This is a genomic window from Priestia sp. ABM2_011, from assembly GCF_056158845.1.
The window spans coordinates 366,400-379,565 of the sequence record NZ_JBSWUB010000001.1 but is presented as its reverse complement, the minus strand read 5'-3'; the positions used below and the strand labels follow the sequence as shown (position 1 = coordinate 379,565).

At 38.3% G+C, this 13,166-nt stretch carries 10 protein-coding genes; 1 reads left to right on the top strand and 9 read right to left on the bottom strand.

From position 1 onward, the window contains the following. Positions 1-106 precede the first annotated feature (106 nt). From rho to ACXAE4_RS02010, 5 genes are all read right to left on the bottom strand, one after another. Positions 107-1,381: a transcription termination factor Rho gene (rho, locus tag ACXAE4_RS02030; RefSeq protein WP_014457752.1), complete on the bottom strand. Its 1,275-nt coding sequence runs from the start codon at positions 1,379-1,381 to the stop codon at positions 107-109. A 525-nt stretch (positions 1,382-1,906) separates the two neighbouring features. Further along, positions 1,907-3,193 (bottom strand): UDP-N-acetylglucosamine 1-carboxyvinyltransferase, encoded by a 1,287-nt coding sequence (locus ACXAE4_RS02025; protein ID WP_028411974.1) that lies wholly within the window; start codon positions 3,191-3,193, stop codon positions 1,907-1,909. Positions 3,194-3,400: 207 nt separating this feature from the next. Beyond that, positions 3,401-4,045: a fructose-6-phosphate aldolase gene (gene fsa, locus ACXAE4_RS02020; protein WP_013059825.1), complete on the bottom strand. Its 645-nt coding sequence runs from the start codon at positions 4,043-4,045 to the stop codon at positions 3,401-3,403. A 137-nt stretch (positions 4,046-4,182) separates the two neighbouring features. Continuing rightward, complete coding sequence (locus ACXAE4_RS02015) at positions 4,183-5,040, bottom strand: class II fructose-bisphosphate aldolase (protein WP_013059826.1); 858 nt, start codon at positions 5,038-5,040, stop codon at positions 4,183-4,185. Between the two features lie 224 nt (positions 5,041-5,264). Next, positions 5,265-5,639 (bottom strand): response regulator, encoded by a 375-nt coding sequence (locus ACXAE4_RS02010; protein WP_289578971.1) that lies wholly within the window; start codon positions 5,637-5,639, stop codon positions 5,265-5,267. A 237-nt stretch (positions 5,640-5,876) separates the two neighbouring features. Between ACXAE4_RS02010 and ACXAE4_RS02005 the strand changes: the two genes are divergently transcribed. Next, complete coding sequence (locus tag ACXAE4_RS02005; protein ID WP_033580394.1) at positions 5,877-6,407, top strand: DUF2529 family protein; 531 nt, start codon at positions 5,877-5,879, stop codon at positions 6,405-6,407. Between the two features lie 38 nt (positions 6,408-6,445). Here ACXAE4_RS02005 and ACXAE4_RS02000 read toward each other — a convergent pair whose 3' ends face one another. The 4 genes from ACXAE4_RS02000 to ACXAE4_RS01985 form a co-directional block, all read right to left on the bottom strand. Continuing rightward, on the bottom strand, positions 6,446-8,053 hold the full coding sequence (locus ACXAE4_RS02000; protein WP_475235351.1) for a CTP synthase: 1,608 nt from the start codon (positions 8,051-8,053) through the stop codon (positions 6,446-6,448). A 320-nt stretch (positions 8,054-8,373) separates the two neighbouring features. Continuing rightward, the gene (gene rpoE / locus ACXAE4_RS01995) at positions 8,374-8,910 is read right to left on the bottom strand and encodes a DNA-directed RNA polymerase subunit delta (protein WP_033580392.1); all 537 of its coding nucleotides are present in this window, start codon (positions 8,908-8,910) and stop codon (positions 8,374-8,376) included. Between the two features lie 349 nt (positions 8,911-9,259). Next, a complete protein-coding gene (icmF, locus tag ACXAE4_RS01990) occupies positions 9,260-12,502 on the bottom strand; it encodes a fused isobutyryl-CoA mutase/GTPase IcmF (RefSeq protein WP_289578587.1) in 3,243 nt (1,080 codons plus the stop codon). Continuing rightward, positions 12,499-13,143, bottom strand: coding sequence for a TetR/AcrR family transcriptional regulator (locus tag ACXAE4_RS01985; protein ID WP_014457745.1), 645 nt, complete (start codon positions 13,141-13,143; stop codon positions 12,499-12,501). The genes icmF and ACXAE4_RS01985 overlap by 4 nt, the downstream gene beginning before the upstream one ends. Positions 13,144-13,166: the final 23 nt, after the last annotated feature.

Here is a 13,166-nt window from a genome sequence, read left to right as displayed (position 1 = left end):
ATAAAGATAGTGATGAAATAATAACTATTTCACTGTGTACTTTATCAACACACATGATGAAATTATAACAAGGGTTGTATGCTTTTGCAACCACATGTTTTATAACTTATCGTTTATTTGCTAGAAGCGTTTTTTTCTCTTCCGTTAACATCGAAAAGAACTCTTCATTTGTCTTTGTTTGACGTAAACGTTTTAAGAATTTTTCTGCAAAATCAGGAGCATCTGCCATTGATTTACGAATTGCCCATAAGTGGTCTAAATGCTCTTTTGGAATTAACAGCTCTTCTTTACGTGTGCCTGAACGACGAATGTCAATCGCAGGGAAGATACGTTTTTCAGCTAGTGAACGATCTAGATGCAGTTCCATGTTACCTGTACCTTTAAATTCTTCATAAATAACATCATCCATACGAGAGCCTGTATCAATTAAGGCTGTTGCTAGAATGGTTAAGCTGCCTCCATCTTCAATGTTACGCGCAGCTCCAAAGAATCGTTTTGGACGATGAAAAGCAGCTGGATCAATACCTCCTGATAGTGTACGACCGCTCGGTGGAATAACTAAGTTATAAGCACGAGCAAGTCTTGTAATGCTATCCATCAAAATGACAACATCTTTTTTGTGTTCGACAAGTCTCATCGCACGTTCAAGGACAAGTTCCGCTACTTTAATGTGATTTTCTGGCACTTCGTCAAATGTAGAACTGACAACATCACCGTCAACCGAACGCTCAATATCCGTTACTTCTTCAGGACGCTCATCAATAAGAAGAACAATCAATTCCGCATCAGGATGATTGGTTGTAATGCTATTGGCAATTTCTTTTAACAGCATCGTTTTACCTGCCTTTGGCGGCGCAACAATTAGTCCCCTTTGCCCAAATCCAATTGGTGAAATCAAGTCAATAATACGCGTAGAGAAACTTCTTGGCTGAGTTTCTAGCAGCATTTGCTCATTTGGATAAATCGGGGTTAGTGCTGGAAAATGTACGCGTTCTTTTGACGTTTCTGGGTCTTCTCCGTTTACTGCTTCTACATGCAGTAACCCGTAGTAGCGCTCATTTTCTTTCGGAGGACGAACTTTCCCCGATACCTTGTCTCCATTACGCAAATCGAAGCGACGAATTTGTGAAGCTGAGATATAAATATCTTCTGAACTCGGTGAATAGTTAATTGGTCGTAAGAAACCGAATCCTTCTGACTGAATAATTTCAAGAACGCCTTCCATAAATAAAAGCCCATCTTGTTCAGCTTGAGCCTTTAAAATAGCAAAGACAAGTTCTTTTTTCGTTAATTTACTATAGTACGAAACTTTATACTCACGAGCATGTTCATATAGCTCTTTTAATTTCATATTTTCTAAACTGGATAATGTTAAGTTCATTAGGACACCACGCTTTATAATGAATAATTTTTAACCGTTCCTCCCATATTAAATTCAAATATAAAATTGAGAGATGATATGGATGGAATAAATCTGTGAAAATGGAGAATATAACCTTTGAAGTATAATAAGTAGAATCAATTGATTAACCATACACTTTTAGAAGAATAATTCCGACATAAAACCATTTATATTATCTTGATAAATTTAACGTAGCAATTTATATTCTAACCTTTTTCTATCTTTTTAATCAATCTTTTTTTACTTTAGAAGATGAATAAAAAAAAGGAAATTTAATAGCTTAAGAGAAGCAAGGAAAACCTTTTCATAATTTCACATTAAAGGAAATAAACTGGACGTTAAAATAAGAAGTGAAATTTATCTTTTAGCTTCCCCTTTTTATCTATTTACCCTATTCATAAATATATAAGCTACACAGACATAGAAGAACGTTCCTACACCTGTGTAGCTTATTTAACGGCTCATTTCTAGAATTTACTTTCCTGACTGTTGTGCAATTTGCCTCTATGAATTTTGAAATTGTTCAATTTCTTCTTGAGTCATCTCTTCACGCCAAATCATTGCCCCTAAATCCGATAGCTTGTCTACTAAATGGCTGTAACCTCGGTCAATGTGCTCTAAACCCGTTACTTCTGTAATCCCTTTGGCCATTAAGCCTGCGGTTACAAGGGCTGCTCCTGCTCGTAAGTCCGACGCTTTCACACGTGCACCTTGTAAGTGAATGGGACCATTAATAATAGCTGAACGTCCTTCTACCTTAACAGATGCATTCATTCGTCTCAGCTCGTCAATATGCTTAAACCTTGCACCGTAAATTGTATCTGTCACAACGCTTGTACCTGATGCTCTTGTTAGAAGCGTCGTGAATGGCTGCTGTAAATCAGTTGGAAAACCTGGATATACTAACGTTTTAATATCTACGGGCTTCAACAGCTGACGAGTCGCTACGAGAATCTGATCTGAGCTTGTTTCGATATGAATACCCATTTCCCGCATTTTAGCCGTTAATGACTCTAGGTGCTGAGGGATAACGTTGTCAACAACAACTTCTTTTCCCATACTCGCTCCCATAATCATATACGTGCCTGCTTCAATTCGGTCTGGAATGATGGAATGACGGCATCCTTTTAATTGATCTACGCCATCAATTCGAATAACGTCCGTCCCTGCACCTTTAATACGGGCACCCATACTTGTCAGTAACGTAGCTACATCGATAATTTCAGGCTCTTTAGCAGCATTCTCGATAACGGTACGCCCTTTTGCTCTCACAGCAGCTAGCATGATATTGATTGTTGCTCCTACGCTCACAACGTCTAAATAAATTCGAGCACCAATCAGTTCATCAGCTCGAATGTAAATAGCTCCTTGCTCATTTGTTACTTTCGCGCCAAGAGCTTCAAAGCCTTTAATGTGCTGATCGATTGGTCTTGGACCAAGGTAACAGCCTCCTGGAAGACCAACTACCGCTTTTTTAAAGCGTCCCAACATCGCCCCCATTAAATAATAAGAAGCGCGTAATTTTTTTACTTTTCCGTTCGGTAAAGGCATTGCAACCATTCCGGATGGATCTACTGTTAATTCGTCGTTATCAATGGTTACTTTCCCACCAATTTCTTCAACTAAATCCCCTAATAACTGCACGTCTGAAATATCAGGCAGACCTTCAATTGTAACAGGTGACTCGGCTAAAATTGTTGCTGGAATAAGCGCAACGGCACTATTTTTAGCACCACTGACGCGGACGGATCCACTTAAGGTAAAGCCACCTTGTATTTTTAACTTTTCCATTTATAGCTCCCTTCTAGTGAAAGAAAGTTTCTCACCTAGTAATTGAGGAAAATTTTGGTACAAAGAATACCTAAAAGAATGGTTATTTTTCCTATTACCTACTAGTGTACACGAAAATGAAAAAATCATGTATAGTTTCGACAAGATAAAAGAAAAATATGGCATTCACCTGTCAGGATGGTAAATGCCACACAAATTTATACATGTTTAGACATTTCGTTTTTCCCAATCTGCTAAAAATTGGTCAATTCCTGCATTTGTTAACGGATGTTTGAACAATTGCATTAAAACTTTGTAAGGAATTGTCGCAATATGTGCTCCATTTTTTGCAGCTTCTGTTACGTGCATCGGATGACGAATAGATGCTGCAATAATTTCGGATGGAATGTCATGAATTGCAAAAATATCTGCAATATCTGAGATTAAATCGAGGCCATTAAAACCAATATCGTCTAACCTTCCCAAGAAAGGCGATACGTAAGTAGCACCTGCTCTTGCTGCCATTAACGCTTGGTTAGCTGAGAAAATAAGCGTAACATTTGTCTTAATACCTAAACTAGTAAATTCTTTTACTGCTTTTAAGCCATCTGGAGTCATCGGTACCTTGATTGTAATATTCGGCGCAATCGCAGCAAGCTCTTTTCCTTCGCGAATCATGCCTTCTGCATCAAGCGCAATCACTTCTGCACTTACAGATCCTTCAACGAACTCTGTAATTTCACGAAGACGATCTTCAAACGTGATGTTCTCTTTAGCTACTAAACTAGGATTTGTTGTAACCCCCGCTAACAAACCTAATGAATGCGCTTCCTTAATCTCGTCTAAATTAGCCGTATCAATAAAAAACTTCATGAATGCCATCCCCCTGTGTTATGTATTCAGAATGATAAGAAAATTATAGTAAAAATAAAACCGCCTTACAATAAAAATAAGACGGTTTTATTTTTCAGACTCAACTAACTGCAAACAGGCCATCCGAAGATTTCAAATTATGCTTTGTTAGAAGAACCGAATTCACGCATTTTACCTTGAACCGTTTCTTTGATTGCTTCGCGAGCAGGTCCTAAGTATTTACGTGGATCATATTGTTCAGGTTGCGCAGCTAATACTTCACGAACAGCTTTAGCTGAAGCAATTTGGTTTTCAGTGTTTACGTTGATTTTAGCAGTACCTAAAGAAACTGATTTTTGGATATCTTTTGTTGGAATACCAGTTCCACCGTGTAGAACTAATGGTAAGCCTGTACGATCTCCGATTTCTTTCATTTCAGCAAAACCTAGGTTTGGTTCACCTTTGTATGGTCCGTGAACTGATCCTAATGCTGGAGCTAAGCAATCGATACCTGTACGGTTAACAAGTTCTTCACACTCGTTAGCATCTGCATAGATAACACCCTCAGCAATAACGTCGTCTTCTTGTCCACCAACAGTTCCTAGTTCTGCTTCTACAGATACTCCGTGGAAGTGAGCTAGTTCAACTACTTTAGAAGTAATTGCAATGTTTTCTTCAAATGGGTGGTGAGAAGCATCAATCATTACAGAAGTGAATCCAGCATGGATTGCTTTTGCACATGATTCAAAGCTTGAACCGTGGTCTAAGTGAATTGCAACTGGTACTTGAACGTCGTAATCTTCGATTAGAGCTTCAACCATTGCTACAACAGTTTTGAAACCGCCCATGTAGCGTGCTGCACCTTCAGATACACCAAGAATAACTGGAGAGTTTTCTTCTTTTGCTGCTTGAAGAATAGCTTGAGTAAACTCTAAGTTATTTAAGTTAAATTGACCTACTGCATAGCCTTGTTCTTTTGCTGTAATAAGCATTTCTTTCATTGATACTAAAGGCATATTGAAATCCTCCTTAAAATCAACCTTAGATTAGATGCTAACCAAAAGGCACACTCAAATAGTATGCTCTTGAATTGAGTGTTTCATGTAGAAACAACGCGCATCTTTACATAATAGATTGTCGAATTATGAATACAGTAATTAGGATACCAACTAACAATGAAAACAGCAACATTTTTAGGCTGATATTCAAAATTTGTTAGGATGAAAACCCTACCAAAACCTTAATTCGACTTTACTGGTATATATTGCCTAACAACTTTGCGGATTTCATCAATATCAAAAGGTTTTGCAAAGTGAGTTAACGCTCCTAGATCTTTTGCTTCTTGAATCATATCCAATTCACCATAAGCGGTCATAATGATGACTTTAATCGTTTCATCGTGCTGCTTTAACCTTTTTAAAATTTCGATTCCATCCATTCCTGGAATTTTCATATCTAATAAGACAAGATCCGGTGCTTGCTCTTTTGTAATATCAATCGCCTGGAAGCCGTTCGCCGCTTGAAATGTCGTATAGCCTTCTTTTTGCAGCACTTCCGTTAATAAAATACGTATACCATACTGATCATCAACAATTAAAATTTTCTCTGCCAATATAATCCCACCTTTTATATTCCTCTTCTACAGACAAAACTAACATATGTATTTCGCCTTTAAAACAAAAATCCCTGCTAATTAGAGAAATTGTTACAAAACATAGCTTTTTTTGTCATCCATCTAACTTCATTGCACTTTACTTTCATTGTAGCTCATTTCAAGATAGAATACAGATAGCTTTTTTCGTTATAATGTGTAGATAGACGGCTTTAGCCGCTTAAATCGAAGGGAGATTCTATGCTTAAAATTTTCACAACTCAACTTTCAGGTTTTTTTAAACGAATTGAAGAACAAGAAGAATTCCAATTTGAAGATGCCGCGCGTATTTTAGCACAGGCCTCTGTCGGAGAAGGATTTATCTATATTTATGGTGTAGAAGAAATGCATGCCGTTACACTAGAAGCACTAAGCAGTGCAGAACCTTTAAGTCAGGCAAAACCTTTGCCTTTACATGAATTGGATCAGCTGACCAGCGTCGATCGCGTACTGCTTGTCTCTCGATTTTCAACAGATCACAAAGCTGTGGAAATAGCTGAACGTTTAAAGAAACGCGATATTCCATTTGTCAGCATTGCTGCTGTCCCTAAAGAAATAACCGAACCTTCTTTAACAGCACTCGCAGATGCTCATATTGATACAAAATTGTTAAAGCCCCTTATTCCTGGAGAAGACGGCTCAAGATTTGGTTTTCCAGCAATGATGGTCGCTTTATACGCGTACTACGGTTTAATTTTTACATTAAAAGAAATCGTAGAAGAATATGAATAAAAAACACGCTGTCTAAAGACAGCGTGTTTTTATTTCACTTATTTGTTTTGGCCTGACTCCATTGATGCGCGAATAAATTCTTTGAACAATGGTTGCGGTCTTGTTGGACGAGACGTGAATTCTGGGTGGAATTGTGAAGCCAAGAACCATGGGTGGTCTTTAAGCTCTACAATTTCAACTAAACGGCCATCCGGGCTTGTACCAGAGAAGATAAAGCCTTTCTCTTCCATTTGCTGGCGATATTCGTTGTTAAATTCATAGCGGTGACGATGACGCTCATACACCACTTCATCTTGATATGCTTCATATGCAAGCGTATCTTCAGACAATTTACAAGGATATAATCCTAAGCGTAATGTACCGCCTAAGTCTTCTACGTCTTTTTGTTCCGGTAATAAGTCGATAATTGGATAATTTGTTTCAGGTGCAATTTCTGCTGAATGTGCGCCTTCTAATCCTAATACATTGCGTGCAAACTCAACGGATGCTAGCTGCATACCTAAACAAATACCTAAGAATGGAACTTTTTGCTCACGTGCATATTGTGTTGCCACAATTTTACCTTCGATTCCACGATCCCCAAATCCACCTGGAACTAAGATACCGTCTACATCACCAAGTAAATCTTGAACATTTTCTTTTGTTACAAATTCAGAATTTACCCACTTGATATTTACATCTGCATCGAATGCATATCCAGCATGTTTCATTGCTTCTACAACAGAAATATAAGCATCTTGAAGTTCTACATACTTACCAACTAATGCAATTTTTGTTGTGTTTGAAAGTCCTTTTACTTTCTCAACAAGTGCTTTCCACTCAGTCATTTCTGCCTCTTTGCAATCTAATTTCAAGTGATCGCATGTGATTTGATCTAAGTGCTGCTCTTGTAGAGATAGTGGAATTTCATATAATGTTTCAGCGTCTGCACACTCAATAACTGCTTTTGGATCAATGTCGCAGAATAAAGCTAGCTTATCTTTCATATCTTCAGAAATTGTCATTTCTGTACGAACAACAATCACGTTTGGCTGAATACCTAAGCTACGTAATTCTTTTACACTATGCTGTGTTGGTTTTGTTTTCATTTCACCAGCCGCTTTTAAATATGGCACAAGTGTACAGTGAATATACATAACGTTGTCACGGCCAATATCGCTTTTGATTTGACGAATAGCCTCTAGGAAAGGAAGTGATTCAATATCTCCTACCGTTCCGCCGATTTCAGTAATAACAACATCTGCGTTTGTTTCTTTGCCTGCACGGAAAACGCGTTCTTTAATTTCATTTGTGATGTGCGGAATAACCTGAACTGTTCCGCCTAAATAATCACCGCGACGCTCTTTTTTCAATACTGTTGAATATACTTTACCTGTTGTTACATTGCTGTAGCGATTTAAGTTGATATCGATAAAACGCTCATAGTGACCTAAGTCTAAGTCTGTTTCCGCGCCGTCATCTGTTACGAATACCTCACCGTGTTGGTATGGACTCATTGTTCCTGGGTCTACGTTAATGTATGGATCAAACTTTTGAATCGTTACGTTCAACCCACGGTTTTTTAATAAACGGCCTAAAGAAGCTGCTGTAATCCCTTTTCCTAGAGATGATACAACACCGCCTGTTACGAAAATATACTTTGTCATCTATACTTCCCCCTCTAAATAATTTGAACTGTACAATATTAAAAGTTTTCACATAAACAATCACAATTCATTCATTGTGCATGCGAAATTATAAGAAACCTTATGAATGTGAAACGTTCAAGAACCAAAAGAAAGTTTCTATCAAGGATTTATAAGAACATATCGGGGTGTAAAACATTGATAAATAAAATAAAAAAATTGCTCCCAATACCAAAACTGGATTGGGAGCAATAGTCTATTTTAAATAAAAACTTTTTAAATGCTTGTTTAAAGAGCCCAAAAAAGATTCTACCTACTTCGCTTGAAAAAGTCAAGAAGGATTATTTTTCTTTTTCGTCCTCATAATCGTCTTCTTCATCTTCCTCATCATCGTCTAGATCATCTTCTAAATCGTCAAAATCGTCTTCTGCAAGATCATCTTCATCTTCTTCTAGCTCGTCGATGTCTTCAAAATCTTCTTCTTCGTCTAGATCGTCAACATCTTCATAATCTAAATCTTCTTCTAGATCATCAAAGTCTTCAACTTCTTCAACAACAGCTTTTTTCGCTTTTTTCTTTTTAGGTTTTGCAACCGGAATAACTTCTTCTTCAGCCTGGTCAAAAGGATACCATCCACGAAGACCCCAATGGTTGTCCCCTACTGTTAAAAAGCGACCATCAATATTAATATCTGTATAAAACTGAGCTAATCTCGTTTTTAATTCTTGATCTGACATTTCCGCTGCTGCTTTAATTTCAGCAATAATTTCTTGGAATGACATTGCTTGACGATCTGTTTTTTCTTCTAGAAGCGCGTAAGCAATCTCAATCATCGACATTTCTTTTAAATCCGTTTTTGAGTACTGTGCTAAACTCAAATCTGGCACATCCTTTCTATGGCTATGTATATCGAAAATCTATTAAATCAATTCATCATATGTGTAAATGATGGAAACGAATAAATACATACCATTCATTATAAACAAATTCAATACATTTATGCTAGCCTCGTTTCTAAAATTCTCGAGAATTTCGCATAAAACAACGAAAAAATAGACATTTTATTACTATAATACATTCTACTTGATACACCAACAGTATCCTTTGACCAAAAGGAATTCACCATCAGTTATTCTGAGTCCGTTAGGGTTAAGTCTATAAAAGCCGCGATGACCAAAAATAGTCATAGCGGCTTTTAATATATCACTATATACTAACGATACATTATTACATATTTCGACGATATTGCCCACCGCATTCATATAAAGCTCGTGTAATTTCTCCTAAGCTGGCTACTTTAACAGTCTCCATTAACTCTTTGAAAATGTTCTCTCCTTCTGTTGCAGCTTTCTTTAACCTTTTCACCGCGTCTTCTCTTTTTTCTTCATGCTGCTGTTGAAACTTCTGAAGCTGATTAATTTGATGATTTTTTTCTTCTTTTGATGCGCGGGCCAACTGCATGTCATCAACTGAGGAACTTTCCTCTTCATTTGGATTAATATACGTATTTACTCCTATAATAGGTAAAGCTCCCGTATGTTTTTGCATCTCGTATTCCATCGATTCATCTTGAATCTTACCTCGCTGATACTGCATTTCCATCGCACCTAAAACGCCGCCTCGATCATTTAAGCGTTGAAATTCAGCCAATACCGCTTCTTCTACCAAGTCTGTTAGTTCATCAATAATAAAAGAGCCCTGTAATGGATTTTCATTCTTAGTGAGTCCATGCTCTTTTGTAATGATTAGTTGAATGGCCATCGCTCTACGTACAGATTCCTCTGTCGGTGTTGTAATTGCTTCATCATACGCATTGGTATGAAGAGAGTTGCAGTTGTCATGAAGAGCCATTAAGGCTTGCAGCGTCGTACGTATATCATTAAAATTAATTTCCTGTGCATGAAGCGATCGGCCGGATGTTTGAATATGATACTTAAGCTTTTGACTGCGTTCATTTGCGCCGTATTTATCACGCATCACAATTGCCCATATTCTTCTCGCCACACGTCCAATAACCGTGTATTCAGGGTCAAGTCCATTACTAAAGAAAAACGATAAATTAGGAGCAAAATCATCAATATGCATCCCTCGGCTTAAGTAATATTCCACGTACGTAAAACCGTTGGCTAATGTAAACGCGAGCTGAGAAATTGGATTCGCCCCTGCTTCAGCAATATGATAGCCTGAAATAGACACAGAATAATAGTTGCGCACTTTCTCGTCAATAAAGTACTGCTGAATATCTCCCATCATTTTTAACGCAAATTCTGTGGAAAAAATACACGTATTTTGGCCTTGATCTTCTTTTAAAATATCCGCTTGAACGGTTCCTCTCACTTGTTTCAACGTACCCGATTTTACTTCCTCGTATTCCTGTTCCGTTAAAGGACGCTTTAATTCTTCTTCTTTCTTTTCTACCTGCTGGCTGATAGCTGTATTCATAAACATAGCTAATAATATCGGAGCCGGCCCATTAATCGTCATCGAAACGGAAGTCGAAGGATGGCAAAGATCAAATCCCTTATACAAAAGTTTCATATCATCAAGCGTACAGACATTTACGCCGCTTTCGCCAATTTTCCCAAAGATATCCGGCCTTGGATCCGGATTTTCTCCATAAAGCGTTACAGAATCAAACGCTGTACTTAAACGCTTGGCCTCATCATCTTTTGACAAATAGTGAAAGCGGCGATTGGTTCGTTCTGGTGTTCCTTCACCTGCGAATTGACGCTTAGGATCTTCACCTTTTCGTTTGAACGGAAAAACACCTGCTGTGTATGGAAATGCACCTGGCACGTTTTCTTTATAAAGAAAACGAAGAACTTCCCCGTATTCATCAACCTTTGGAAGGGCCACGCGCGGAATACGCAGTCCTGATAGCGTATCAACTTGCAAAGACGTTTTAATTTCTTTATTTCTTACCTTTGTAATAAGTTCTTCTTGCCGATACTGACTTTTTAATTTAGGCCAGTTTTCCAGCTTTTCAATCGATTCGGCCGTTAGCTGTTTTTGATATTTCTCCTTTAGCTGAGTGAGCTCTTGCTTGGCTGTTTCTGTTTCCACTTCTTCGAGAGCACCCTCTAGCTGATAAAATTTACGCGCTGTTTGCGCTTGAACGTCCGTATTGCGGTGATAAGAGCGAACGCTGTTTACAATCTCCTGTAAATATTGCTGTTGATCATTAGGAATGATGGTATATTTCTTTTCACTTACGCGCTCTGATGATTTTTCTACGTGCCAAGACGTACGGCATGTTTGATGCAGATGATTTACAAGATCTTCAAATAAAATATTTGTTCCCCCGTCGTTGAACTGACTCGCGATTGTTCCGTAAACTGGCATCGTAGAGAGACTATTTTCAAACAGCTGATGATTGCGCTGATATTGACGCTGCACTTGTTTTTTTGCGTCTTCGGAACCTTTTTTTTCAAATTTATTGATGACAATAAAGTCTGCGTAATCAATCATTTCAATCTTTTCTAACTGCGACGGCGCGCCAAATTCGCTTGTCATGACATAAAGAGAGACGTTTGCAATATCTTTAACTTGAGCATCAGCTTGCCCGATGCCGCTTGTTTCGACAATGATAATGTCGAAGCCCGCTTTTTTCACGACGGCAATTCCATCTCGAATGGCCGCCGATAGCTCATGTCCAGATGAACGCGTGGCCAAACTTCTCATATACACACGAGGAGACGCTGCGATGTTCATGCGAATTCGATCCCCAAGAAGCGCTCCTCCGGTCTTTTGTTTAGTTGGATCAACGGATAAAACAGCTACATGAATATCTGGAATATGTTCAATAAACCTTCTTACTAATTCATCCGTAAGCGAACTTTTCCCCGCTCCTCCTGTTCCTGTGATTCCAATAACCGGTATTTTTTGATCCGTCTCGCTGTCGATTACACTTTCTCGTATTTCTTCAAGAGCGGCTGCATGCTCTTTTGTGTATTCATAGGCTTCATTTTCAGCACATGTAATAAGCTGGGCAATTAAACGGTCATTAGCCGGCGTTAAGGTTCGATCATTCGGCAGTGCAGGGGGATTTGTGTAATAACAATCATCGATCATGAATTGAATCATGCCTTCTAACCCCATTTTTCGTCCATCTTCCGGAGAAAAGATTTTAGAGATGCCGTAATCATGAAGCTCTTGAATCTCACTCGGAATAATTACCCCGCCGCCGCCGCCATAAATTTTAATATGAGAAGCCTGTTGTTCTTGGAGTAAATCGTACATATACTTAAAATATTCTACATGGCCGCCTTGGTAAGAAGAAATGGCGATCCCCTGAACATCCTCTTGTATGGAAGCGTTAACAATTTCTTCAACAGATCGGTTATGCCCCAGATGAATGACTTCTACCCCCTTGGCTTGAAGAATCCGTCTCATAATATTAATAGACGCATCGTGGCCGTCAAACAGGCTAGAAGCGGTTAAAAAACGAAGCGGTCTTTTGCTTGTATTCAAACTGTCTCCCCCTCACACAGTTGTTGAAATGAAAAATTTTTAAGTAAAAAATCCAACTGCATATTTGTATATTCTTCTAGTGAATAATGCTTTTGCAGCCACCATCTGCGAAATGCCCACATCTGACCTTGAACAAATAAATGATGAGCAAACAGCGAAATTTCTTTATCCGTAAGTGCAAATTGATTGTTTTCTACGCAGCCTTCGATAATAACCTTAAACATTTCAACCATATCCAGCTCTTTTTTTAATACATATGGAAGCGCATCTTTAGACAGCGATTTCGCTTCTTGGTACATGACTAATACTTCATCTTGAAGCTCATCTACAACTTTAAAATAGTGTTGAATCGCTTGTTGAAGCTCAGCGATTGTATAACGATCCACTACCATCTCTTCTAATCGCTCTCTCACTTCGTCGTAAATGTTGTCACATACAAGATATAAAACATCTTCTTTAGATTGAATATATTCGTAAAGTGTACCGATACTGAACCCAGCGGCTTTGGCAATTTCCCTTGTTGTTGTTCGGTGAAAACCTTTTTCCTTAAATAGCGTGACGGCCCCTTTAATCATTTGATTACGACGCTCTACAATCAGCTTTTCATCTTTAATGGATGTGAGAACTTCTCTCTTTTTCATTTTTTCACCTCTCCTACAACAAG

What these genes read in the sequence shown, in the direction of transcription:
- ACXAE4_RS02025 (WP_028411974.1), bottom strand. Translation starts at nt 3,193, where the DNA reads ATGGAAAAGTTAAAAATACAAGGTGGCTTTACCTTAAGTGGATCCGTC.
- ACXAE4_RS02015 (WP_013059826.1), bottom strand. Translation starts at nt 5,040, where the DNA reads ATGCCTTTAGTATCAATGAAAGAAATGCTTATTACAGCAAAAGAACAA.
- fsa (WP_013059825.1), bottom strand. Translation starts at nt 4,045, where the DNA reads ATGAAGTTTTTTATTGATACGGCTAATTTAGACGAGATTAAGGAAGCG.
- rho (WP_014457752.1), bottom strand. Translation starts at nt 1,381, where the DNA reads ATGAACTTAACATTATCCAGTTTAGAAAATATGAAATTAAAAGAGCTA.
- ACXAE4_RS02005 (WP_033580394.1), top strand. Translation starts at nt 5,877, where the DNA reads ATGCTTAAAATTTTCACAACTCAACTTTCAGGTTTTTTTAAACGAATT.
- ACXAE4_RS01985 (WP_014457745.1), bottom strand. Translation starts at nt 13,143, where the DNA reads ATGAAAAAGAGAGAAGTTCTCACATCCATTAAAGATGAAAAGCTGATT.
- ACXAE4_RS02000 (WP_475235351.1), bottom strand. Translation starts at nt 8,053, where the DNA reads ATGACAAAGTATATTTTCGTAACAGGCGGTGTTGTATCATCTCTAGGA.